Genomic DNA, 24108 nt, shown 5'->3' on the forward strand with positions numbered 1-24108 from the left:
GTTTGTTTTCGGCAAGTAAAAAATCATCTCTTCAGGGCTTTTCGGTGAGATGCATCACGCCGGTAAGAAAGGCCGCGGTCTGCGCTTCCACGGCCGCCACGTCTTTCGACTGGATAGGCGAGGCCATTACATGCTCGCCCACGGTGGGCATGTCAACGATCCGTTTCTGGGCGGCGGGTGTGCCTAACTGCGGCATCATTGTCTTCATGGCCGAAACTTTTACAACAGGGTCCTGGTGCTGTTCGTCTTTATAGTAACAAAGCACCAGTGCCGGCTGTTTTACCAGGCCGAATGTTTCGGGGGTCATCGCCGTCTCCAGCAATTCTTCCAGCTGTGCAGCGGCTTCCAGCCTGTACTGGTAGTTCCAGTATTGCTTGTAGTCGGGTGTGTTCGTTTTTGCGGTATTGAACCTGGAACGTTTCACCATTCTTGCTATCTGCAGCCCCCAGTGATTGTTCAGTATCCAGGCATTGGGGTCGTTGATCGCAATATTGGGGGAATACATGACCAGCCCCGCAATTTCGGGATAGGCAGCGGCCAGCTGCAGTGCCAGTGTGCCGCCGGTAGAAGTGCCCATGATGATCACTTTATTGCCCAGCTGCCTGGCGATGGCATAGGCCTGTTTGGCAGACTCCCAGAGATTGTCGGCCGTCATATTGATCAGCGCATCCGCGGTGTCGATGCCATGCTGCGACAGTCTTGCGAGGTAAAGATTACAGCCGAATTTTCTGGCGATATCCCTGTGAACAGGATTGCCTTCTTCCTGCGAAGCGCTGAATCCATGCAGGTATACGATGGCATATTCCGTTTTCTGTTTCAGCGAATCATTGGCCCATATGATCCTGGCTTCGTTATTGGGTTTGATCCTGTGCTGCGATTCCTGCTGCGCAACATAGGCTTCGAGTGCGGCGGGTGTGGTGGGTACGGCCGGAAGCTCGCGGTGATAGATCGGTTGCGAGGGGCGCGGGCCAAGTATATAGATGATGGCTAATACCGCGATCACAAAAAACAGTTTTTTCAGGAAACGCATGGTGATAAGCTTTGAATAAATGTAACTGAGTTTTTTTGAATGGGCATAATGATGGATCAAATTGTTGCCGGGTAAATGGCTGCATGGCTGAATCATATGTCTTGCGGAAAATAAAGAGTATATTGGAATGCCAACTTCCTGCTGCCATGACAAATACCCAACGGTTTCCCGCCCTAGATGTATTCCGGGGAATGACGATCTGCCTGATGATCATTGTCAACACGCCCGGCGACCATCTCCATACATTTTCTCCCTTACTGCATGCAAAATGGCATGGGTTTACACCCACCGACCTGGTATTCCCCTCTTTTTTGTTCGCGGTGGGCAATGCCATGAGTTTTACGATGCAGAAATGGGAGAACCGGGGAACGGGGTTTGTGCTGGGAAAAATAACCAAACGCACACTGATCATTTTCCTGCTTGGGTACCTCATGTACTGGTTCCCGTTTGTGGCAAATGACAACGGACAATGGGCGCTGTCACCGGTAAGTCATACAAGGATATTCGGGGTATTACAGCGTATTGCATTGTGTTATTGCCTGGCCTCGCTGATGCTGTATTTCCTGAAGGAGAAACTGATGGTGATCATCGGTATCGCGCTGTTGTTGCTTTACTGGGTGCTTTGTGTTGTGTTCGGCGATGCGGCGGATCCTTTCAGCCTTCCCGGTAATGCCGGTCTCAGCCTGGACCTGTGGCTGATGGGCGATGCGCACCTGTACCACGGAGAGGGTGTGGCCTTTGATCCCGAAGGATTGCTCAGCACCATTCCTGCCGCGGTGAATGTAATAGGCGGGTATGTGGCAGGCCGTTTTATCCAGCAAAAAGGGAAACAGTACGAAACCATCTCCGTACTGGCGTTGGCAGGTTTTGTATTGCTGGTGCTGGCTTATTTCTGGAATTTTGTGTTTCCCATCAACAAGAAACTCTGGACCAGCTCTTTTGTCCTGCATACCGTGGCACTTGACTGCCTGCTGCTGGCCCTGGTCATGTATATCATCGATATCCGCAAACAGCGAAGCTGGACGCCTTTTTTTGAGGTGTTCGGAAAAAATCCCCTGTTTATTTACCTGCTGTCAGAGTTGCTGGTAACGCTTATGTATACTTTCCGCGTTGGCGATACCAGTCTCTATCACTGGATCTACCAGCATGTGTTCAGCTTCGCCGGGTTTTACTGGGGCTCCCTGCTGTTCTCGGTCTGCTACATGCTGCTCTGCTGGTGCGTGGGCTATTGGATGAACAGCAGGAAGTGGTACGTACGGGTATAGCAGCAGGGTTAATTTAAAAGTAAAAATTAAAAACCCGACCCATTCACACCCAACAACTCAAATAACTCACGATATTCAGACCCACTCACATCTGACGTCTCACGCCCCCCCCGCCCCCTAACTTAGCGATTCTTTCACTTTGCCCTACGCCGGCAATCCCGTACCTTTGCGGCTTAATTTTTTACATGGAAATCAGAAACATTGCCATCATCGCACACGTTGACCATGGCAAAACGACATTGGTAGACAGGATATTACATGCCACAAAGGTCTTCCGCGACAACCAGGAAACGGGCGAATTGATCATGGATAGCAATGACCTGGAAAGGGAGCGTGGCATCACCATTTTCAGCAAAAACGCGGCCGTAACCTATAAAGACATCAAAATAAATGTGATCGATACCCCGGGGCACAGCGATTTCGGCGGTGAAGTGGAGCGCGTACTGAAAATGGCCGATGGTGTGATACTGCTGGTGGATGCGTTTGAAGGACCGATGCCTCAAACGCGTTTTGTATTGCAGAAGGCATTGCAGCTGAACCTGCACCCCATCGTGGTGATCAATAAAGTGGATAAACCCAATTGCCGTCCTGATGAAGTGCACGATGCGGTGTTCGAACTGTTCTTCAACCTGGACGCAACGGAAGAGCAGCTCAACTTCCCCACATTCTATGGAAGCGGTAAGAACGGTTGGTTCAACGACAGTCTTACACCCTCTGAAGATATCACGCCGTTAATGGATGGCATCCTCAAATATGTACCCACCCCGAAAATAACCGAGGGTAACCTGCAGCTGCAGATCACTTCGCTCGATTACTCATCGTTCCTGGGTCGTATTGCCATCGGAAAAGTGACCCGTGGTTCTATCAGGGAAAACCAGCAGGTGGCCCTGATGCAGACAGACGGTTCGATAAAAAAAGTGCGTGTAAAAGAATTGTATGTGTTTGAAGGAATGGGCAAACGCAAGGTAAGCGAGGTATTATCGGGCGATCTTTGTGCCGTAGTGGGTCTGGAAGATTTCAATATCGGGGATACCATCGCCGACGCGGAAAATCCCGAGGCATTACCGGTGATCAGCGTGGATGAACCTACGATGAGCATGACCTTCAGCATCAACAACTCGCCGTTCTTTGGCAAGGATGGAAAATTCGTTACCTCACGTCACCTGCGCGACAGACTGATGAAAGAAACCGAGAAAAACCTTGCGCTGCGTGTGGAAGACACAGACAGTGCGGATAGCTTTCTGGTTTACGGACGCGGTATCCTTCACCTCGGTGTACTGGTAGAAACCATGCGTCGCGAAGGGTATGAGCTGACGGTTGGTAACCCGCAGGTGCTGGTGAAAACAATCGATGGCAAAAAACACGAGCCCTATGAAAACCTGGTGGTGGATGTTCCGGCAGACTTCAGCGGTAAGGTTATCGACCTGGTTACCCAGCGCAAAGGAGAGATGCAGGTAATGGAAAGCAAGGGCGAAATGCAGCACCTTGAATTCGAGATCCCTTCACGCGGACTGATCGGCCTGCGCTCGCAGATGCTGACCAACACCGCCGGTGAGGCCGTGATGGCGCACCGTTTCGTTGATTACAAACCATGGAAAGGCCCCATCCCCGGAAGAAACAACGGCGTACTGATCTCCAAATTCCAGGGAACCACCACCGCTTATTCCATCGATAAACTGCAGGACCGCGGCGCTTTCTTTATCGATCCGGGAGAAGAAGTGTATGCAGGACAGATCATCGCCGAGCATATTAAACCAGGCGACCTGAACGTAAATGCCGTGGAAGCGAAAAAACTTACCAACCACCGTGCCAGCGGAAGCGACGACAGTGTGCGCATTACGCCAAAACTTCAGTTTACACTCGAAGAATGTATGGAATACATCCAGCAGGATGAGTGCATCGAAGTAACTCCCAAGAATATCCGTATGCGTAAAGTGATACTGAACGAAGAAGACCGCAAGAAGAACCAGAGGAGCATGCAGAGCGAAGCGGTGGGATAACCCGGCAACGATATTTTATTCTTCAGAGCCATCTGTCTTGTGCAGATGGCTTTTTTTATGCACTGCCTCTGACAGTAACTGGTTGGTTTCGCAGTTATCGCCGTCGCAGCAGGGCAAGGCATTGGTATGACATACCGGGCACTGGTAATGCCCGTGCACATGCACCAGCTGCACAGACTGCCCGCAAAAAAGACATGGCTGTTCCTGCATTTGGTAAAATTAACGGATTACGGATGATGTTGGCGTGAGACTTGGGTCGTCAGACCTGAGACAGAGGCCCTGCTCAAAAGAAAAGCCACCATGCGGCAGCATGATGGCTTTCAAAATAAATGAAGTGAACCTTAGTTCTTGCTAACAACTACTTCTTCCTGCACGCTTGTTTTCACATTCACGCTGTATTTTTCAATGGCAGCGGTCTTGGGATCTTCGATCACGAAAGTGAGCTTGCTCACTTCTGATTTCGGCAGTTTGAAAGTTTTGTTGAAGTTCTTGTCTTCAAAATGTGACTTGTACAGTATTTCACCCTGCTCGTCCAGAACAGACAACAGGAAAGTGCTGCCCGAAGGGTTGCTGTAAGTTACTTTGAAAGACAGTTGGTTGTCTTTGTCAACACCTGTGTATTTAACTTCTGCTTTGGTTGCTTCGAAAGCAGCGGTCTTATCGGTGGTGTTGGCGTTGGCAGACAGGAACATTGTTGCGGCTAACAGGTTACCAAAAAAGAACCTTTTAGCGATTGTAACGATTGCTTGTGTTTTCATAATCCTCAATATTTAATTTTTTATTATACAATAAAATTCCAGGGCGGACCGGTTGGGCCGCGGCGGCAAACAGCTTATCATACATGGGAACAATCGGAAGATGTACGTGTACCGTAACGGTAATCCAGGTTAATCTATGATGTACATCGAACCAAGTAGCTACTCTTAATACGTTAACGGGAGCAAAGGTAACCCCGGTGTATGTAAATTCCGGTCATTATTTTAATCTTAACAGAATGGTTAATAACGAACAGTTGTTCGTAAAAACAATACATTATTTATTTTCTGTAATTGTCTTCCAGAGCAGGTCTTTCAATTCCATAAGACCGGTTTGGGTGACGGAAGAGATGAATAAGTGCGGGATATTCGGCGGCAGTTCTTTTGCGATCGCTTCTTTCAGTTCCTCATCCAGCATATCGCTTTTACTTACTGCGATGATAAAGTCTTTCTGCAATAATTCGGGATTGTATTCTTCGAGTTCTTTTCTGAGTATCTCAAATTCCTGTTTATGGTCTTTGCTGTCGGCCGGTAGCAGGAACAGCAAAACGGAATTGCGTTCTATATGCCGCAGGAAGCGATGGCCCAGTCCCTTTCCCTCTGCCGCTCCTTCGATAATGCCGGGCAGGTCTGCAATGCAGAACGAGCGCTGGTCGCGGTACTGCACCATACCCAGTTGCGGTACCAGTGTGGTAAATGCATAATTCGCGATCTTGGGTTTTGCCGCAGTGATCACCGATAACAAAGTTGATTTACCTGCATTGGGGAAACCCACAAGACCCACATCGGCGAGCACTTTCAGTTCGATGACCTTCCATCCTTCCATGCCTGGTTCGCCGGGTTGTGCATGTTCGGGCGCCTGGTTGGTGGGAGTGGCAAAATTGCCGTTACCCAAACCGCCGCGGCCGCCGCGCAGCCAGATGATTTCCTGGCCGTCCTGAAGTATTTCTGCTTCTTTTTCCCCGGTCTCTTCATTACGCGTGATCGTTCCCAGGGGCACTTCTATGATGATGTCTTTACCGTCTCTGCCGGTGGAATTGTTTTTGCTGCCGTTCTCTCCATTTTCCGCAAGCACATTCTTGAAGTACCGCAGGTGCAGCAATGTCCATAGATTGCTGTTGCCTTTAAGAATGATATGTCCTCCGCGACCGCCGTCACCGCCGTCGGGTCCGCCGTAAGCAGTAAGCTTGTTGCGCATAAAATGACGCGATCCCGCACCTCCATGGCCGCTCCGCGCAAATATCCTGATATAGTCTATAAAGTTCTTTTCCGACACAGCGCGAAGGTAGGTATTTGGTTTGTTCGGTTGGTTTATCGATGCTAATGGTTATCGGCGCCCTGTCATACAAGGTATAACAGTCAGAACAGGGTTCTTTTGAGCGATGAAAAACGATCAGTCCCCCGGTTTCATTTCTTCCCATGTCCGGTACAGCACTTCCTGCGCCGGTCTGCCGGGTGGTATTTCCCTCAGCGGCTCGGTTTCTTTCCAGCTGGCGCGCATGTCTGCGGGAAGGGACTGGTACAGTCGGGTGCCGGCTGTTTTCCAGCGTATCATGTCATCGCTGACGGCTTTTGTTCTTTTTGCAGGATTGCCGACGATCAGGCTTCTTGCCTCGAATACTTCACCGGCTTTCAGAAAACTCAGTGCACCAACAATGCATTCGTCGCCCAGCACAACTTCATCCATGATAATGCTGTTCATTCCCACCAGGCAGTTTTTTCCGATCTGCGCCCCGTGGATAACGGCGCCATGACCGATATGTGCATTTTCTTTCAGCACCACGGTAATACCCGGAAACATATGAATGGTACAGTTCTCCTGCACATTGCAGCCGTCTTCGATAACAATGCCGCCCCAGTCGCCGCGTATGGCTGCGCCGGGACCGATGTATACATTTTTACCGATGACCACATTGCCCGTAACGGCTGCCTGCGGATGCACAAAAGACGAGGGATCTATGACGGGGATGAAATCTTTGTAGGCGTAGACCATGGATAATTTGAAAATTTGATAATTTGAAAATGCAGAACCAAATCAACTTCCGGGCTTAGGGTAAATGTTTGTCTGTTTTGTAGCAGGTGCCTTTGAAGAGGGCCACAAGTTCGTTGTGCTGGTTGGTAACATGGATCAGGTACAGGCCTGTGCGCCTGGTCTGGCTGATGCGTTTTGCTTCTGCGGTAAGTGTATCGCCTTCCCGGCCGGGTTTGGGAAAAGAGATCGATGCATCCAGCGCCACGGTGATCATGCCATCGCTGTTGCACGCAAATGCGAAGGCGCTGTCGGCAAGTGCAAAACTGATACCGCCGTGGGCAATGCCGAAGCCGTTGAGCATTTCCTTTCGCAGCACCATCTGTATCCTGCTGTACCCTTCTTTTACATCGAGTACCTGTACATTCATCCACCGGCTGAAATAATCGGTTTCCAGCATCCGGTTCACCACTTTTTTTGCAAGCAGGTCTTTTTCGTCCATATTATTCGCCTTTGAAGTTGGGAGATCTTTTTTCGAGGAAAGCCTGTACACCTTCTCTGAAATCATGTGTTGCGGCACAGACCTGCTGAAAAGTGTCTTCCAGCTGCAGCTGCCCGTTGAGATCGCCGGTGGCAGAATGATTCAGCAGTTCTTTGATATGCCCCAGCGCTTTGGTGGGCATGGCCGCCAGCGAGACCGCTATCTTTTTGCTTTCATCGGCCAGTGCTTCGTCTGCAAACACTTTGTATACCATCCCCATCGAGAGCGCATCCGCGGCAGACACTTTATCGCCCAGCATCATCAGTGCGCTTGCGCGCTGAAAGCCAACCAGTCTTGGCAGATGCCAGGTGCCGCCGCTGTCAGGTACCAGTCCTATTTTTGAAAATGCCTGCAGGAACGATGCCGATGCTGCGGCCACCACGATATCGCAGGCCAGCGCTATATTGGCACCCGCACCTGCCGCCACACCGTTTACCGCAGCCACAACCGGTTTGGGAAGGGAGCGGAGTCTTTGTATGATCGGGTTATACTGTTCGCTCAGTATCCGGCCCATGCCCGGGCCATCGGGATCCACCACGTCCGCCAGGTCCTGTCCTGCAGAAAATCCCTTGCCTGCACCGCTGATATGTATACACCTGATGCCGGTATCTTTCCGGCAGGTGTCAAGCGCTTCCTGTAACCGAAGCGCCATTTCCCGGTTAAAGGAATTGAGTTTGTCGGGCCGGTTCAGTGTGATGAACGCAACACTATTTTCTGTATGGAACAGAATGGAAGACATAAAAATCGTTTATTATTAAAATAAGAGGCTTTGCTATCTCAATGACACTTAAAATAATCAAACGGCTCTCCGCAATCATTGCACTGGTACAGGGCCTTGCATGCCGTACTGCCAAACTGCGATACCACTCTTGTACGGTACGAGTTACAGAGCGGGCACTGAATTGCCTCCTCCCGCTGAAAATGGTCGGGCGTACAAACCGATTGAGCGGGAAGGGGCGGCGCAATGCCAAATGCTTTCAGTTTCTGTTTGCCCGATTCGCTGATCCAGTCTGTTGTCCAGGCAGGCGATAATGTCTGGTTGATCACGATATCCTGAAATCCGGCCTGCAGCAGCGCCATGCGGATATGCATTTTCATCATGTCTATGGCCGGGCATCCGCTGTACGTGGGCGTAACCGTTATTTCCACACACCGGCCCTCTGTTTCGATATTGCGGACGATACCCAGATCGATCACCGATAAAACGGGCACTTCGGGGTCGGGCACCGTTTCCAGTATCTCACGGATATGCTGTATGGCCGGGTCGATATGTGTTGCCGTTGTTTTCATGATCACCATGCTGCGCCGGGATAGGCTCTTTGCAGGAACTGCATTTCTGCAAGGATATAACCCAGGTGTTCGGAATGTATTCCTTTTTTGCCTCCCGATTGCGTCCAGGTATTTTCCGGAACAGTCAGTGTTGCTTCTTCCAGAACCTGTTTTATTTTTTGTTCCCAGTCTGCTTTGACCCGCGCAGGATCCACGGCAAACACTTCCGTTTCGTATGCTTCCGGAATAAACATGTCGCCGGTATACGTCCAGAGCAGGTCAAGCGCCCGGTTCATTCTTTCATGACTCTCTTCCGTACCGTCACCAAGACGTATCACCCACTCGCTGCTCCAGCGCAGGTGATAGCTTACTTCTTTCCACGCTTTTTCCGCTATGGCAGCCAATTGTGCATCACCGCTTTTCTGCAGCTGCCGGTAAAGATAATATTGGTAAGCGCTGAAAAAGAACTGTCGCAAAACCGTCTGCGCCCAATCGCCGTTGGGCAATTCAGCGATCAGGGTATTCTTAAAATCCGGTACGTCGCGCAGGTAGGCCAGGGTATCTTCCGTGGCGCCATTACCGGTTAATTCCGCTGCATACTGGTAAAAATTACGCGCCTGGCCAAGCAGGTCCAGCGCAATATTGGAGATGGCGATATCCTGTTCCAGTACCGGTCCGTGCCCGCACCATTCGCTGTTGCGGTGTCCCAGGATGAGTGCATTGTCTCCCAGGTGCGTTGCATAATGGATAAGCCTGCTTTTTGTGGTATCGGTTATCTGGTCAGCCATGTCTAACTGTTTGGTGTACCTTCCGTGCCGCCGTGTCTCTGTTGTTATTTTCCGAAAACCGGGAACGTTGTATTAGCGCAGAGACAGGCGGACAGGGAGGATGGTATTACATATGTTTGACCTCATCGGGCAGATCGTAAAAGGTCGGGTGCCGGTAAGCCTTGTCATTGGCCGGATCATATAGTTCACCGGCTTCGGTGGGATTACTGGCATGGATGTGTTTGCTCTCAACAACCCAGATGCTCACACCTTCCATGCGGCGGGTATACACGTCGCGCGCGTTTTCGATCGCCATCTGTGCATCGGCCGCATGCAGACTGCCCACATGTTTGTGATCCAGTCCCTGGCGGCTGCGGATGAATATTTCCCAGAGAGGCCATTCTTTGTTCATGTCAGTCTATTAGATTGTTGGTAGATAGGTTCAATTGTTATATGGTTCGGATCAGTTGTAAGCAATCAGGCTGTATGACAATTAAGCCATATAACCATTCAACTTATCAGCCGATCAGCCTTTCAACTGTTACGCCACTTTCTGTTCGCTCTTTTTCTTCTCTGCATAGGCCGATGCCGCTTCCCTTACCCAGGCGCCGTCTTCCCAGGCTTTTTTCCTGGCGTTGAGACGATCCCTGTTGCAGGGACCGTTGCCGCTGACCACCTGCCAGAACTCGTCCCAGTTGATCGGTCCAAAATCGTAGTGACCGCGGGTTTCGTTCCATGTAAGGTCTTTGTCGGGCAGGGTCAGTCCCAATATCTTTACCTGGTCTGCACAGATGTCTACAAATTTCTGGCGCAGTTCGTCGTTGGTGAAGCGTTTGATCTTCCAGCGCATGCTTTGTATCGTGTTGGGACTTTCGTCGTCCGTGGGACCGAACATCATGATGCTGGGCCACCACCAACGGTTAAGGGCATCCTGCGCCATGTTCTTCTGTGCTTCGTTTCCCCTGCTGAGCGTGAGCAGTATTTCAAAGCCCTGGCGCTGGTGAAAGCTTTCTTCTTTGCAAACACGCACCATCGCCCTGGCATAGGGACCGAAGCTTGCGCGGCAAAGCGGCACCTGGTTCATAATAGCGGCCCCGTCTACCAGCCAGCCTATGGCACCCATATCGGCCCAGCTTAGTGTGGGGTAATTGAAGATGGAAGAATATTTAGCCCTGCCTGAATGCAGCTGTTCATACATCTCATCACGTGTGATGCCCAGTGTTTCGGCGGCGGAATACAGATAGAGACCATGCCCGGCTTCGTCCTGCACCTTGGCCAGCAGTATCGATTTCCTGCGCAGGCTGGGTGCACGCGTAATCCAGTTGCCCTCGGGCAGCATGCCAACGATCTCGCTGTGCGCATGCTGGCTGATCTGGCGGATCAGTGTCTGCCGGTATTTTTCCGGCATCCAGTCCTTCGGCTCGATGCGGATCTCCCTGTCGATCTTATCCTGAAATATGTCTTCCAGGTTCTTCTCCATATAAACGATTGAGACGTAAATGTACAGAAATCAGCCGAATCGCTAACAAATGTTAGCTTTTTCAATACATAAAATCGAGGATTTTGTTAGCATTTACATGGTAGCCGCAGATGGTCACTATCTTTCCTGCATGAAAAAGCTATTGTTTGTGCTGTTAACGGGGCTCTGTTTGCATGTGTATGCACAGAACACCCCGCCGTTCAGGAAAGAGATCGATGCATTCAGGAAAAAAGACAGCCTGCAGATGCCGGCGAAAGGAATGATCCTGTTCGTGGGAAGTTCCTCTTTTACCAAATGGACCGATGTGCAGTCTTATTTTCCGGGTTATGCGATCCTGAACCGGGGATTCGGAGGATCTTCCTTACCCGATGTAATACGGTATGCGGATGAGATCATCTATCCCTACCAACCCAAACAGATCGTGATCTATTGCGGTGAGAACGATATTGCCGCATCGGATACAGTGACCGCCCAGACGGTACTGAAAAGGTTTACGCAATTGTTCGGTATGATCCGTTCCCACCTGGGCAATGTGCCGGTGGCTTTTATCTCTGTCAAACCCAGTCCGAGCAGAAGAAAATTCCGTCCCGTTGTTATCGAAGCCAATAAACTGATCAGGGATTTTCTTCGCCGGAAGGCCAATACAGCTTATATCAACGTGTACGATGCCATGCTGAACAGCGATGGTTCTGAAAAAGGCGGGATATTTGTACAGGACAGCCTGCATATGAATGCGAAAGGGTATGCGATATGGCAGCCGATCATTCAGAGAAAACTAAAAAAATAATATGCGCAACAGGGTTCGCATAGGATTATCGGTGATCGCATTGTGTGCCGTTATGCAGGTGACGGGACAAAAAAAGCGGGACACCATTTTCCTGATGCGCGAATTCATTACAGAAGGGGATTCAGAGTTGTACCACACGGTATTTATCGATATCGATAAACGTTCACGGTATTACCGCCGGGCGGCCGATTTTTCGGTGGACAGGTTCGGCAGGGAAGCACTCAAAAACTCACTTGCCTACCTGGCCAAAAATAAACGGAAACTTACCAGGAAACCGGTTACGGGCCTGCCAAGAAAATGGGTGCCGCTGGAATGGTATAAAAACAAATACTATCTCTATCATCCCAGTGATTTTTACGGGTATTACCGGGTTAACATAACAGACACCGCGTTTCTTGATGATTATGGGGAGGGACTGACAGCCAATAAAATCCTTTCCTTCACGAGACAGGACGCAAAGACATTTGCGTTTGAGCTGACCGGTATTGAAAAACCGCAGCATTCGCTTGTTATTCACCTGGTCGACAGTAAAAAAGGAATTGCTGTTTTTGAAGACCGGTTTAACAAAGGCAAAAAGCAATATTACCTGATGATCGATGCAGGTAAGATCAGGCAGTTCCCGGTGATCGTTAATTATTGTAAGGATTCGAAAATGAGAGAGTTTGATTTTGACAAGCCGGATTTTGAGAAGCTGATCAGTGGGAAGTAGCCCGCCGGTTATTTTACATCAAAATCCACCACCACTTTCTCTGTACGCGGGTGCGACTGGCAGGTGAGGATGAATCCCTGTTCTATTTCTTCCTGTTCCAGGCCATAATTGACTTCCATATCCACTTCGCCTTCCAGCAGTTTTGCGCGGCAGGTACAGCATACACCGCCCTTGCATGCATAGGGAAGATCGGCGCCCTGTTTCAGGGCCGCATCCAGGATGGGTTCGCTGTTGAAGCCCAGGTCAAAATCAAAACTGATACCGTCGAGCTTTACTGTGATCCGGCTTTTGGCTTCGGTTTTTTCGTTGGTATGCTGCTGCTGACCGGTATGCTTTTTTGCGCCCGGTGTGGTAAACAATTCAAAATGGATCTTGGCGGGTTCAACACCCAGTTTTTCCAGCTGTTCCTTTACCGAAAAGATCATGGTCTCCGGTCCGCAGAGAAAAAATGCGTCCGTACTGTCTGCATCGATCGTTTTCTCACAAAGTGCGCAGCATTTTTCTCCGTCGATCCTGCCGAAATTGATCTCCGCATCTGTCTTTTCCCTCGAGAGTATATAGATCACGCGGAACCGGTCCATGTATTGGTTCTTCAGCGCCTCCAGTTCTTCCCTAAAAATGATGGAATGTCTGTTGCGGTTTCCGTATACCAATGTAAAGCTGCTTAACGGTTCGGTGCGCAGCGTTGTTTTGATAATGGATAACAATGGCGTAATACCGCTGCCTGCAACGAAACCCGTGTACTGTTTTTTCTGAGCCGGATCCAGTTCCGTAAAGAATTTGCCGATGGGCGGCATTGCTTCGAGAGCGTCGCTTTTTTTCAGTTGTGTATTGGCAAAGCCCGAAAAAAGGCCCTGCTCCGTCTTCTTCACCGCCACCCTGAGCTCATGGTCCAGCGGGCTGCTGCAGATAGAATAAGATCTTCTTATTTCCTCGCCGTTGAGATGGGTACGCAGGGTAATGTATTGTCCCTGTATAAAACGGAATGTCTCCGCCAGGGATTCCGGCACGGCGAACGCAATCGAAACACAGTCTGCGGTCTCTCTCCTGATATCACTGATAACAAGCGGATGAAAATGTATGGCCATGTAAGCAAGTCAAAAGTCAAAATTCAACAATCAGAACCCCACCCTCCTCTGTCAAAAAAACCCACGCCACTCACGATAACTCACGTTTCACGTCTCAACTCCCTACCTGTTCACCAACCCCCCCACCAATATCGTAATCATATTGTCTTCAAGCGATTCGGCGCTGATCTTCTGGGTGGAGCGGTGCCAGCTTTCTATGCCGCTTACGGCGTGTAGCATAATGAGCACGGCGGTAGGCGCATCGATCTTCTTGATCTCTTTGTTGCGGATGCCGTTCTCGATAATGGCGGCAAAACGTTTGCGGTAAATACGCCGCTGGTTCTGGAAATTGGAGAGATAGGGATCGGAGAGGTGTTTCCATTCGCGGTCGCTTACATACACCTCCTCGTAATGCTCGATCATTTCATTGATATGAAAACGGAGCAGTTTCTCCACTTTCTCAATCGCCGTGCCCGGGCCGGCCTCTATCTCGTCTATTTTCTGCATAAACCGGTTAGCAACGCCAAAGCACAGTTCGTGCAGCAGTTCGGTTTTTGATTTGATGTGGTTGTACAGACTGGCCGCTTCCACGCCAACCGATTCGGCCAGGTCGCGCATGCTGGCTGCTTTAAAGCCTTTTTCCCTGAAAAGCGCGGCGGCTTTGGTTACGATCACGTCTTTCCGGGAGATATTTTTCTCAGTTTTGATCCGTGCCATGCCACGAAGATAACATTTGTTAGTTAAAATTCCTGTTCGAAATACTTCCGGGTGTTAGTTTGGGGGGAAGAGACTAAAGGATTGGCGGATGATGGATTAGCGGATTGGCGTTTCAGGTTCGGAATACGGTCTTTTTTGTGTCCTGATTTATTGAAGCCGCCCCAAGCACAGGATGCACTAAACCAGAACCACGCCAAACACAATCCGCTAATTCATCATCCGCTAATCCTGGAATCTTTATTAATCGCCCGAAACCCTTAATTTCGGCCCCCGATACCAAAATCACCTATTATGTCCCTAGTTGTTGTCGGATCTATGGCCTTTGATGCTATTGAGACGCCGTTTGGCAAAAGCGATAAAATCATCGGCGGAGCGGGCACCTATATTGCATGGTGCGCTTCCAATTTCACCCCTGTTAAACAGATATCCGTTGTGGGCGGCGATTTTCCGCAGACCGAACTGGATGCGCTCACTGCGCGCAATGTATCGCTCGAAGGCGTACAGGTTAAGAAGGACGAGAAGACGTTTTTCTGGAGCGGCCGTTATCATATGGATATGAATACCCGCGATACGCTTGATACGCAGCTGAACGTGCTGGCCAACTTCGATCCCGTGGTGCCTGACAGCTACCAGGATTGCGAATTCCTGATGCTCGGTAACCTGCTTCCCTCCGTACAGAGCAGTGTGATCAGCCAACTGAAAACACGTCCTAAACTGATCGTGATGGATACCATGAACTTCTGGATGGAAGTGGCGATGGACGATCTGCGCAAGACCATATCAATGGTGGATGTGCTGATGGTGAACGACAGCGAAGCAAGACAGTTAAGCGGCGACTATTCCCTTCTCAGGGCCGCATCCACCATTATGAAGATGGGTCCCAAATACGTAATCATCAAAAAAGGGGAACACGGGGCGCTGTTGTTCCATGGCAAACAGGTGTTCTTTGCACCGGCGCTTCCGCTCGAGGAAGTGTTCGATCCCACCGGTGCGGGCGATACTTTTGCCGGCGGTTTTATCGGCCACCTGGCGCGTACCAAGGATATCTCGTTCGAAAACATGAAAACAGGTATTATCCTGGGCAGCGCGATGGCTTCTTTCTGCGTGGAAAAATTCGGCACCGAAAGACTCCGCCAGATCAACAAGGCAGATATTGATGCCAGGATGAACGAGTTTGTTCAGCTGGTGAATTTTGATATCAGCCTGGTGTAATTGCTGAATGGCTGAATGGCTGTATTGCCTGCGGAAGGCAATTCGGTCCAGCCAGGCCAGAATTTTTTTTGGCAGACAATTTCTCCCGTATTACATTCGCAGTACAATGATGAATAAGAAACATACAAAACGTACCAAGAAACCTCTCTGACGGGAAGTGCTTTACGTTTTTGTATGAGTCCATATAATACTGAAGGCCTTCCCGAAACGGAGGGTCTTTTTTTTATGTAAACCTAAAACAACAAACAAACCCAAATGAAAGTAGCAGTCGTAGGCGCCACCGGTCTGGTTGGCACCAAAATGATGCAGGTTCTCGCAGAACGCAATTTCCCGGTAACCGAACTGGTTCCCGTGGCTTCAGAAAGATCCGTAGGTAAGGAAGTGGAGTTCAAGGGAAAGAAATACAAGGTGGTGGGTATGCAGGAAGGCATTGACGCGAAACCGGCTGTTGCTATTTTCTCTGCAGGCGGCAGCACTTCGCTCGAATGGGCGCCGAAATTTGCGGAGGCCGGCATCAAGGTCATCGATAACTCCTCTGCCTGGCGTATGGATCCCGCCAAAAAACTGGTGGTACCCGAGGTGAACGCGGATGTGCTCACTGCCGAAGACATGATCATTGCCAACCCCAACTGCTCTACCATACAGATGGTGGTGGCGCTGCAGCCTTTGCACAAAAGATACGGTATCAAACGCGTTGTGGTAAGCACCTACCAGAGTGTAACAGGCACCGGCAAGAAAGCGGTTGACCAGCTGTTTAATGAACGAAACAAAGTGCCGGGCGAAATGGCTTACAAATACCAGATAGACCTGAACGTAATACCCCAGATAGATGTTTTTCTTGACAACGGTTATACCAAGGAAGAAATGAAAATGGTAAAAGAAACCTGCAAGATCATGGGCGACGATACCATCAAAGTAACCGCAACCACTGTGCGTATACCCGTGGTGGGCGGTCACAGCGAAAGCGTAAACCTGGAATTTGTGCATGATTTCGATCTGGCTGAGGTAAAAGACCTGTTAAGCAAAGCCCCCGGTATCATTGTACAGGACGATCCTGCCGCAGCGTTGTATCCCATGCCTTTGTGGGCGCATGAAAAAGACGAAGTGTTTGTAGGCAGGCTGCGCCGCGACGAAACCCAGGCCAATACCCTCAATATGTGGATCGTAAGCGATAACCTCAGAAAGGGCGCAGCTACCAACGCAGTGCAGATCGCCGAATACCTTAGCGCTAAAGGACTGCTGTAAAAAATTGTGAGTGAGTGCAGGCAACCGTGAGACAGCCCCGTGAAAACGGGGCTTTTTAATTTGAAAATTCGGCAATTTGAAAATTTGAAAATGAGAGCATTGCTTAATGGGTGCATGGTTATATGGCTATAAGAAGGTATCCAGCTGCCAATATCCCATTTTCAAATTTTCAAATTGCCAAATTTTCAAATTACTCAATCGCCCTGTTCAAAAAATAAATCATCGGTTGCAGTGCTTCGAAGGACTGGATGATCTTTTTGACAAGGGTTTTGTCTGTAAGTTCGGCATCTGTGAGCGGGTGAAATGCGATCCAGCTTTTGAGCTTGATATAATCGATGGCGGGATTGTCTTTTTCATAATCCTTGGGCTCCCTGCTTAAGGAGAATTCGGGGCTTTTGTCGAGATCGCCGTAGACGGAAACAAATTTTCTGCTCCTGAGTATGGCGCGGAACGCTTCCCAGTTATAGTCTATCTCCTGCCGGATTCGCTTCAGCATCGGCGGATCTGTCATGTACTTGCCGCCACCGATAAAGGAGCTGCCCGGTTCGATATGAATATAGTAACCTGCGAGGTCAGATTTCTTGCCGCCGCTGATCAGGCTGGCGGCCATGTTTTTCTTGTAGGGAGATTTGTCTTTGCTGAAACGGATATCCCTGTTGATACGGTACAGGCAATCCCTGCCCGACAATGCAGCGATCGTGGGATCTTTTTTACCAAAACCGCTGACCACCTCGCTGATCATCCCGATCATATCCGATTTGGCCTCCTCGTAAGCTCCGCGGTTCTTTTCAAACCATTCGCGGTTATTGCTCTTAGCCAGTTTTTTCAGAAAGGAAAGCGTGCCTGGATTAAGCATACAGTAAAATTCAAAGTTCAAAAATAAAAAGCAAATCACACATTTCACTTCCCTCAACTAACGCCAACTCACGTTTGACGTCTCACGCCTCCTCCCCCGCCAACTCCAAAAATTCATCTTCCGAAATAATTTTCACCGTATTGATCTTTTTTGCTTTTTCAAGTTTGCTGCCGGCGTCTTCGCCCACCACCAGGTAATTGAGTTTGGCGCTGACGCCGCTGACGATCACACCGCCCCGGGCTTCGGCCATGGCTTCGGCTTCGCTGCGTTTGAGTTTGGCGAGTGTGCCGGTGAACAGGAAGGTCTTACCCGTTAAAGAGCCCGCAGCTACCGCCTGTTTTTTTTGGTTCTTCAGCTGCAGACCCAGCTGTTCCAGCTCTTTCAGCATGTGCAGGTTCTGTTCGTTCAGAAAAAACTGGTGGATGCTTTTTGCCACTTTCACACCCACATCCTCCATCTGTGTCAGGTCCTCTTCCGAACGGTCTTTGAAATCGAAGATATTTTCCACGGAATTGGCGAGTGTTTTGGCGGTGGTCTCGCCAACAAAGCGGATGCCCAATGCGTAAACGAGCCTGTGCAGCGGCTGCTGTCTGGAAGCTTCTATCGCCGCTTTGAGGTTGTCGAGGCTTTTTTTTCCAAAGCCTTCCAGCCCGCCTATTTTATCATAAGGCAAACGGTATATGCCGGGGATATCTTTCAGGAAACCGAGTTCATAAAATTTGCGCACATTGGCTTCGCCGAAACTTTTGATGTCCATCGCGTCCTTGCTCACAAAATGGATCATTTTCTCAACCACCTGCGCCTCGCATTCTATGTTGATGCAGCGCCATACGGCTTCGGTTTCCTCCTTGAACAATTCACTTTTGCAGACAGGGCAACTGCGCGGAAATGCGATGGCGGTTTCTGATCCGTCGCGCAGCTCGGGCATCGATTTTACGATCTGCGGTATCACATCGCCCGCGCGTTCGATCAGTACGGTATCGCCGATCTTCAGGTCTTTTTCGCGGATATACTCTTCGTTGTGTATCGAGATGCTGGATACGGTAACACCGCCCAGGTACACGGGATCCAGTTTGGCAACAGGGGTAACGGCTCCCGTTCTGCCCACCTGAAACTCCACGCCCCTGAGGGCAGTGGTTGCCTGCCGAGCTTTGAATTTAAAGGCAACCGCCCACCGGGGGTGGTGCGAGGTCATACCCAGTTTATCCTGTAAAACAACATCGTTCACTTTTACCACCATGCCGTCGATCTCGTAGGGCAGGTCATCGCGTTTTGCTTCGAACTCATGACAGTAATCGATCACTGCCTGAATACCCTTTACCACTCTTTTTTCTTTTTCGGGAGACCGGAAACCCAGGTCCCACAGCATTTTCAGCGAACCGGAATGCGTGCGCAGCGGGTCTCCTTTTTCCAGGTGGTCTTTGATGTCTGCATCATGGTTCTCGTCCGATTTCTGCCATCCGTCCGCCATCGTAAAAAAACTGACATGGTAAAGGAACGCATCCAGTCCCCTGCGATGCACTTCTTTGGGATCTTTCATACGCAGGCTTCCCGATGCGGCGTTGCGGGGATTGGCCAGGGGAGGCAGTGCCTGTTCCGCCAGCCAGCCGTTGTAACGGTCAAATGATTTTTTGCTCATGATCACTTCACCGCGTATCTCTATCTGCTGCAGGCCGTACCTGGAGAATTCGGCCGTCAGCGGGATGGATCTTACCTGTTTCAGGTTATTGGTGATCTCTTCTCCTTCCACACCATCGCCGCGGGTAGCTGCCCGGGCCAGCATATCGTTCTCGTAGATCAGTGAGATACTTGCGCCGTCGAACTTGGGTTCAATGCAATAGTCGATCGTGTCAAGACCGGAGAGCTCCCTTGCTTTGCGGTCGAAATCGAGCAGGTCGTCCGCATTATAACTGTTGTCGAGGCTCAGCATGGGCACCAGGTGCTGTACCGTGGCAAATCCCTGGTTCAGGCTGCTGCCCACCCGCTGCGTGGGAGAATCGGGTGTTTGCAGCGCAGGGTGTTTGTTCTCGGTACGCAGTAACAACTGGTATAGCTGGTCGTATTCAAAATCGGAGACAAGCGGTTCGTTGAGTACATAATAGCGGTACTCGTGAAAGCGGAGCAGGTTCCTTAACTGCGCTATTTCATTTGCGGCCGTACTGCCGGGTATTTGTGCATGCATCAGCAATACCCGGGACTGTTCCTGTAACTCGCGGGTCTGTTGGGTACCGTACATAGGGTAAAAATTGGCCCTTAAAGGTAAGCGCTTGTAAGTTTACCGGGAAACATCGGTTGCGATGCAGAATCTTTGTATCTTGTTCGCCTGGCCCGATCCACAAAGTGCCTGATGTTTTGCGATGAAAAAAAATGCTGCCGGCGTTTCTCACAATGCCCATCTTATTGCCGATGCCAGGGAACTGGTAAACTCTTATCCGAAAGTTCCCCTCACTGTTGACTGTGTGATCTTTGGTTTTGAAGAAAACAAACTGAAAGTATTGCTGATCAAAAGCGACCTGGCCATTTATGAAGGCAAATTATCATTGCTCGGAGACATGGTTAAAGACGATGAAGACCTTGAGAATGCCGCCTACCGTATCCTGAAGGAAAGAACCGGAATGAACGATGTGTTCCTGGACCAGGTCAGGGCCTTCAGTCACCCAGCCCGCCACCCCGGCGGACGTGTGATCACCATAGCATATTGTTCACTGCTGAACGTGAACCACCACGAGTTGAAAATTCATGATAACGATCTTCACTGGCATAGCGTATCGTCGCTTTCCGAGATGGCTTTCGATCATAAGGAAATCGTCGATGTTTGCTACCAGTGGCTGCAGAAACGTATACAGGAGCATCCGCTTGGTTTTAACCTGCTCCCCGAAAAATTCTCACTCCGCGAATTACAGAACCTGTATGAGGCTATCCTGGGGATATCCCTCGACAGACGGAATTTTCGAAAAAAATTCGCTTCTATGGACCTGCTCATCGATATCGACGAAATGGAACAGGATGTTCCCCATCGCCCCGGCAAACTCTACAAATTCAACTTCGAAAAATACGAACGGAATAAGCGGAAATGGGTGGGGATTGATTTTTAATTTGAAAATTTGATCATTTGAAAATTTGAAATTGTGGGTACAGCTTGTTTCCCGCTGACAGCGGAATCATACAGCTGTAACAATTGAGCCATACAGCCATTAAGCCATACAATCCATTTTCAAATTTTCAAATGACCAAATTTCCCAATTGATTAATCCCTACATTTACAAACAACCTACTCCTTATGTTACATTCAATGACGGGTTATGGAAGAGCGGAACAGACGCTGGCGGATAAGAGCTATCTGGTGGAAGTTCGTTCGCTTAACGGTAAGCAGTTTGATCTTCGTCTGAGCATCCCTGCCTTACTGAAGCCCTACGAATTTGAAGTGCGTAACCTGCTCAACGAGGGTTTGCAGCGGGGGAGTGTGGAATGCACCATCACCATCAAACAGAACGGTGCGGGCAAACCCGTCTCCATCAACACCGATCTGGCAAAAGCCTATTACGAACCCGTGGCTCAGCTGGCTGCGGAATTGAAACTGGAAACAGGTGATATACTCGGTACCCTGCTGAAACTGCCCGATGTGATCACACCCTCAACAGAAGTGCTGGGCGATGAAGACTGGAAATGTTTTGAAAATGTATTGCGCGATGCCATAGCCGAACTGAACAGGCACAGGCTTGATGAAGGTAAATCCATCGAGGAAGACCTGGTGCTTCGGATAACGAATATTGAATCGCACCAGACAACGGTTGCCGGACTGGAGCCTGCCCGCCGTACCAAGATCCGGGAGGGACTTATCAAACTGCTGGAGGAAAACCTGGGCGCCGACGGCTACGATGCCAACAGGCTTGAGCAGGAGCTGATCTATTACATTGAAAAGATGGATATCAGCGAAGAGCAGGTGCGTTTAAAGAACCATTGCGACTATTTCAGGTCCGTGCTCACCGACACCGAAACGGGAAAGGGTAAAAAACTGTCCTTTATCCTGCAGGAGATCGGCCGCGAGATCAATACCACCGGCTCAAAAGCCTACGATTCCACCATCCAGAAATGCGTGATCCTTATGAAAGACGAGCTGGAGAAGGCGAAGGAGCAGATATTGAACGTGCTCTGAGGCCGATGGATTGCCTGTTTTGGCGGATTTAACCGGTGCTCACTTTTTTCGGCCCGCGCTTCACGCCCCGTGTTTCCTATCTTTGCCCAAATCCATCATGGTGAAAAAATTTCTTGTTACGGCGGTGGTTGTATGCATGATTGCCGGTTGCGGTACAATGGATGTATTTGAACGAACGGTATTCTTTCCCAAACACGAATGGCCGGGCAGTGAAAAGCCGTCTTTTTATTTCCAGGTGGAAGACACTGCCGCGCGGTACCATATTTTTGTGGTCTTCCGTCACGAAGACGCCTATCATTTCAATAACCTCTGGCTGAACATTATTACCCGGGCGCCAGGCGATACGGCGGTTACGCAGCAGGTGGATATCAAGCTGGCAGACAATACACGCGGCTGGCTGGGCACCGGTATGGACGATGTGTATGATCACCGTACCCGTATTACGCAATCGCCCGTAAAACTCCGCAAAGGCGCTTATACCTTTACCCTGCAGCAAACCATGCGCGAGGATCCGCTGCAGTCTGTGCTCAATGCGGGCATCCGCGTGGAAAAAGTGCAGCCATGAGTTTTTTCCGGAAACATAGACTGGCGGTGGCAACAACTGTTTACTGGCTGCTGCTGTTATACATGATCGCCGCCCTGCTGTTCTGGTTCCTGGCTTTGGAGAACCAGAATAAAAATATCGCCACCATCCGGCTGAATGAGCTGCAGTATAAAGACGATCCGGCTTATTTTTCAAGAGCGTCGGAGATAGAAGACATCAAAAAAAGAAAGACCGCACAGTACCTCGGCGAGGGTATTACTTTCCTGGCAGTGATCGTAGTGGGTGCGGTGTTCGTATTTCGTGCCACACGAAGACAGTTCCGCCTGTCGCAGCAGCAGCAGAATTTCCTGATGGCGATCACCCACGAACTGAAAACCCCGATCGCCGTTACCCAGCTGAATCTCGAGACCCTGCAAAAAAGAAAACTCGATGAAGAGAAACAGCAGAAACTGATCAGCAGTACCCTGCAGGAAGCCAACCGGCTGAATATGCTCTGCAACAATATCCTGCTGGCCACCCAGCTTGATGCGGGGTATGTTTCCAATAAACAGGAGATCAACCTGACCGATCTGGTAGAAGGTTGCGTGGACGATTTCAGGATGCGTTTTCCGCAACGTGTCGTTGAAGAAGCTATCACCCAAGCAATTTACCTGAACGGAGACACGCTGTTACTGCAGATGCTCGTAAACAACCTGGTCGAAAACGCGATAAAATATTCCCCGAAAGATACACCGGTGCGGGTTTGCCTGGGCAACGAACAGGGTAGGATCCGGTTGTCTGTTTTAGACGAAGGGTACGGCATACCTGCGGAGGAAAGAAAAAAGGTGTTCGAGAAATTTTACCGGATCGGCAATGAGAACACCCGCAAAACAAAAGGCACCGGCCTGGGTCTTTACCTGTGCAGGAAGATCGCAGAAAGCCATAATGGCTACATTTCTGTGACAGATCATAAGCCCTCGGGAACTAATTTTGCCGTACTGTTCAGACCATGAAAGACAATAAGGCCAATATATTGCTGGTAGAAGACGAGGAAAACCTGCACGAAACCCTTCGCCTGAACCTGGAAATGGAGGGGTATGATGTTACCTCTGCCTTTGATGGCAGCGAGGCACTGCGTAAGGTAGGCAACGAATATTTTGATCTGATCATCATGGACATTATGCTGCCGGAACTGGACGGCATCAGCGTAACAGAAAGTATCCGCGTTAACCATAACGAAGTGCCCATCCTGATGCTCAGCGCCAAAAACGCCGGTGCCGACAAAGTACTGGGATTGAAGAAAGGCGCCGACGATTACCTGACCAAACCCTTTAACCTGGAAGAGCTGCTGCTGCGTGTAGGCAAGCTGATCGACAAGAACAAAAAGATACAGGAAAAAGAAGGCATCGGCGATGCGTACGATTTTGGGAATAACAAAATAGACTTCAAAGCCCAGGATGCCATCACCTGGAGCGGGCAGCGTGTGGAGCTCAGCAAGAAGGAAGCCATGCTGCTGAAACTGCTGATCGAGAACAAAGGAGACGTGGTAACCAGGGAAAAAATCCTGCAGGTGGTCTGGGGCTACAATGTTTACCCCACCACGCGTACCATCGATAATTTCATTCTCAACTTCCGCAAATATTTTGAAGAAGACAGCCGCAACCCCCGCTATTTCCATTCGGTGAGAGGGGTGGGGTATAAGTATACGGATTAGCGGATTTCGGATTCGCGGATTATTCGTTTTCTGCGGTGGTCGTCTG

General features: G+C 49.8%; 26 protein-coding genes. 11 read left to right on the forward strand and 15 right to left on the reverse strand.

The features are described 5' to 3' along the window. Window positions 1-31: 31 nt before the first annotated feature. Window positions 32-1030, reverse strand: coding sequence for an alpha/beta hydrolase (locus tag GWC94_RS01555; protein WP_161833242.1), 999 nt, complete (start codon window positions 1028-1030; stop codon window positions 32-34). Between the two features lie 146 nt (window positions 1031-1176). Between GWC94_RS01555 and GWC94_RS01560 the strand changes: the two genes are divergently transcribed. Both GWC94_RS01560 and typA read left to right on the forward strand, forming a co-directional pair. Continuing rightward, the gene (locus tag GWC94_RS01560) at window positions 1177-2295 is read left to right on the forward strand and encodes an acyltransferase family protein (protein WP_161833243.1); all 1119 of its coding nucleotides are present in this window, start codon (window positions 1177-1179) and stop codon (window positions 2293-2295) included. Window positions 2296-2480: 185 nt separating this feature from the next. Beyond that, window positions 2481-4295, forward strand: coding sequence for a translational GTPase TypA (typA, locus tag GWC94_RS01565; protein WP_161833244.1), 1815 nt, complete (start codon window positions 2481-2483; stop codon window positions 4293-4295). A 15-nt stretch (window positions 4296-4310) separates the two neighbouring features. On the opposite strand, the gene GWC94_RS01570 is transcribed toward typA, so the two are convergent. The 10 genes from GWC94_RS01570 to paaA all read right to left on the reverse strand — a co-directional run bounded on the left by GWC94_RS01570 (window position 4311) and on the right by paaA (window position 11076). Beyond that, on the reverse strand, window positions 4311-4505 hold the full coding sequence (locus GWC94_RS01570) for a hypothetical protein (protein WP_161833245.1): 195 nt from the start codon (window positions 4503-4505) through the stop codon (window positions 4311-4313). Between the two features lie 131 nt (window positions 4506-4636). Continuing rightward, the gene (locus GWC94_RS01575) at window positions 4637-5053 is read right to left on the reverse strand and encodes a hypothetical protein (RefSeq protein WP_161833246.1); all 417 of its coding nucleotides are present in this window, start codon (window positions 5051-5053) and stop codon (window positions 4637-4639) included. A gap of 274 nt (window positions 5054-5327) precedes the next feature. Beyond that, complete coding sequence (gene obgE, locus GWC94_RS01580; protein WP_161833247.1) at window positions 5328-6326, reverse strand: GTPase ObgE; 999 nt, start codon at window positions 6324-6326, stop codon at window positions 5328-5330. A 117-nt stretch (window positions 6327-6443) separates the two neighbouring features. Continuing rightward, complete coding sequence (locus tag GWC94_RS01585; RefSeq protein ID WP_161833248.1) at window positions 6444-7043, reverse strand: acyltransferase; 600 nt, start codon at window positions 7041-7043, stop codon at window positions 6444-6446. Between the two features lie 55 nt (window positions 7044-7098). Continuing rightward, the gene (gene paaI / locus GWC94_RS01590; RefSeq protein ID WP_202628599.1) at window positions 7099-7521 is read right to left on the reverse strand and encodes a hydroxyphenylacetyl-CoA thioesterase PaaI; all 423 of its coding nucleotides are present in this window, start codon (window positions 7519-7521) and stop codon (window positions 7099-7101) included. Between the two features lies 1 nt (window position 7522). Further along, window positions 7523-8299, reverse strand: a complete 777-nt coding sequence (locus GWC94_RS01595; RefSeq protein ID WP_161833249.1) for an enoyl-CoA hydratase-related protein — start codon at window positions 8297-8299, stop codon at window positions 7523-7525. Window positions 8300-8337: 38 nt separating this feature from the next. Next, entirely contained in the window at window positions 8338-8850 is a 513-nt protein-coding gene (paaD, locus tag GWC94_RS01600) for a 1,2-phenylacetyl-CoA epoxidase subunit PaaD (RefSeq protein WP_161833250.1), read from the reverse strand. Between the two features lie 2 nt (window positions 8851-8852). Next, on the reverse strand, window positions 8853-9617 hold the full coding sequence (paaC, locus tag GWC94_RS01605; protein ID WP_161833251.1) for a 1,2-phenylacetyl-CoA epoxidase subunit PaaC: 765 nt from the start codon (window positions 9615-9617) through the stop codon (window positions 8853-8855). 106 nt (window positions 9618-9723) lie between these two features. Continuing rightward, the gene (gene paaB, locus GWC94_RS01610) at window positions 9724-10008 is read right to left on the reverse strand and encodes a 1,2-phenylacetyl-CoA epoxidase subunit PaaB (protein WP_161833252.1); all 285 of its coding nucleotides are present in this window, start codon (window positions 10006-10008) and stop codon (window positions 9724-9726) included. Between the two features lie 129 nt (window positions 10009-10137). Then, entirely contained in the window at window positions 10138-11076 is a 939-nt protein-coding gene (paaA, locus tag GWC94_RS01615; protein ID WP_161833253.1) for a 1,2-phenylacetyl-CoA epoxidase subunit PaaA, read from the reverse strand. Window positions 11077-11206: 130 nt separating this feature from the next. Between paaA and GWC94_RS01620 the strand changes: the two genes are divergently transcribed. Both GWC94_RS01620 and GWC94_RS01625 read left to right on the forward strand, forming a co-directional pair. Further along, a complete protein-coding gene (locus tag GWC94_RS01620) occupies window positions 11207-11863 on the forward strand; it encodes a GDSL-type esterase/lipase family protein (protein WP_161833254.1) in 657 nt (218 codons plus the stop codon). Between the two features lies 1 nt (window position 11864). Further along, window positions 11865-12572: a hypothetical protein gene (locus GWC94_RS01625; RefSeq protein WP_161833255.1), complete on the forward strand. Its 708-nt coding sequence runs from the start codon at window positions 11865-11867 to the stop codon at window positions 12570-12572. Window positions 12573-12580: 8 nt separating this feature from the next. On the opposite strand, the gene paaE is transcribed toward GWC94_RS01625, so the two are convergent. Continuing rightward, complete coding sequence (paaE, locus tag GWC94_RS01630) at window positions 12581-13660, reverse strand: 1,2-phenylacetyl-CoA epoxidase subunit PaaE (RefSeq protein ID WP_161833256.1); 1080 nt, start codon at window positions 13658-13660, stop codon at window positions 12581-12583. 102 nt (window positions 13661-13762) lie between these two features. Continuing rightward, complete coding sequence (locus tag GWC94_RS01635) at window positions 13763-14356, reverse strand: TetR/AcrR family transcriptional regulator (protein ID WP_161833257.1); 594 nt, start codon at window positions 14354-14356, stop codon at window positions 13763-13765. Window positions 14357-14647: 291 nt separating this feature from the next. On the opposite strand from GWC94_RS01635, the gene GWC94_RS01640 reads away from it, so the two are divergent. After that, on the forward strand, window positions 14648-15568 hold the full coding sequence (locus tag GWC94_RS01640; protein ID WP_161833258.1) for a PfkB family carbohydrate kinase: 921 nt from the start codon (window positions 14648-14650) through the stop codon (window positions 15566-15568). 255 nt (window positions 15569-15823) lie between these two features. Continuing rightward, window positions 15824-16813 carry an aspartate-semialdehyde dehydrogenase gene (locus GWC94_RS01645; protein ID WP_161833259.1) on the forward strand — a complete coding sequence of 330 codons (990 nt, stop codon included), beginning with the start codon at window positions 15824-15826 and terminating at the stop codon, window positions 16811-16813. A 190-nt stretch (window positions 16814-17003) separates the two neighbouring features. Here the strand turns inward: GWC94_RS01645 and GWC94_RS01650 are convergent, their stop codons facing one another. Continuing rightward, window positions 17004-17669: a DUF2461 domain-containing protein gene (locus GWC94_RS01650; RefSeq protein WP_161833260.1), complete on the reverse strand. Its 666-nt coding sequence runs from the start codon at window positions 17667-17669 to the stop codon at window positions 17004-17006. A gap of 82 nt (window positions 17670-17751) precedes the next feature. Next, window positions 17752-19905, reverse strand: a complete 2154-nt coding sequence (gene ligA / locus GWC94_RS01655) for an NAD-dependent DNA ligase LigA (RefSeq protein ID WP_161833261.1) — start codon at window positions 19903-19905, stop codon at window positions 17752-17754. Window positions 19906-20026: 121 nt separating this feature from the next. On the opposite strand from ligA, the gene GWC94_RS01660 reads away from it, so the two are divergent. The 5 genes from GWC94_RS01660 (at window position 20027) to GWC94_RS01680 (ending at window position 24062) form a co-directional block, all read left to right on the forward strand. Next, window positions 20027-20764, forward strand: a complete 738-nt coding sequence (locus tag GWC94_RS01660; protein WP_161833262.1) for an NUDIX hydrolase — start codon at window positions 20027-20029, stop codon at window positions 20762-20764. Between the two features lie 185 nt (window positions 20765-20949). Beyond that, window positions 20950-21825 (forward strand): YicC/YloC family endoribonuclease, encoded by an 876-nt coding sequence (locus tag GWC94_RS01665; RefSeq protein ID WP_161833263.1) that lies wholly within the window; start codon window positions 20950-20952, stop codon window positions 21823-21825. Between the two features lie 100 nt (window positions 21826-21925). After that, window positions 21926-22390 carry a gliding motility lipoprotein GldH gene (locus GWC94_RS01670; RefSeq protein ID WP_161833264.1) on the forward strand — a complete coding sequence of 155 codons (465 nt, stop codon included), beginning with the start codon at window positions 21926-21928 and terminating at the stop codon, window positions 22388-22390. Beyond that, entirely contained in the window at window positions 22387-23361 is a 975-nt protein-coding gene (locus tag GWC94_RS01675; protein ID WP_161833265.1) for a sensor histidine kinase, read from the forward strand. The genes GWC94_RS01670 and GWC94_RS01675 overlap by 4 nt, the downstream gene beginning before the upstream one ends. Further along, window positions 23358-24062 (forward strand): response regulator transcription factor, encoded by a 705-nt coding sequence (locus GWC94_RS01680; RefSeq protein ID WP_161833266.1) that lies wholly within the window; start codon window positions 23358-23360, stop codon window positions 24060-24062. Before GWC94_RS01675 ends, GWC94_RS01680 begins: the two co-directional genes overlap by 4 nt. Window positions 24063-24108: the final 46 nt, after the last annotated feature.

The sequence above is a fragment of the Sediminibacterium soli genome (assembly GCF_009939225.1).
Taxonomy (GTDB): Bacteria; Bacteroidota; Bacteroidia; order Chitinophagales; family Chitinophagaceae; genus Sediminibacterium; species Sediminibacterium soli.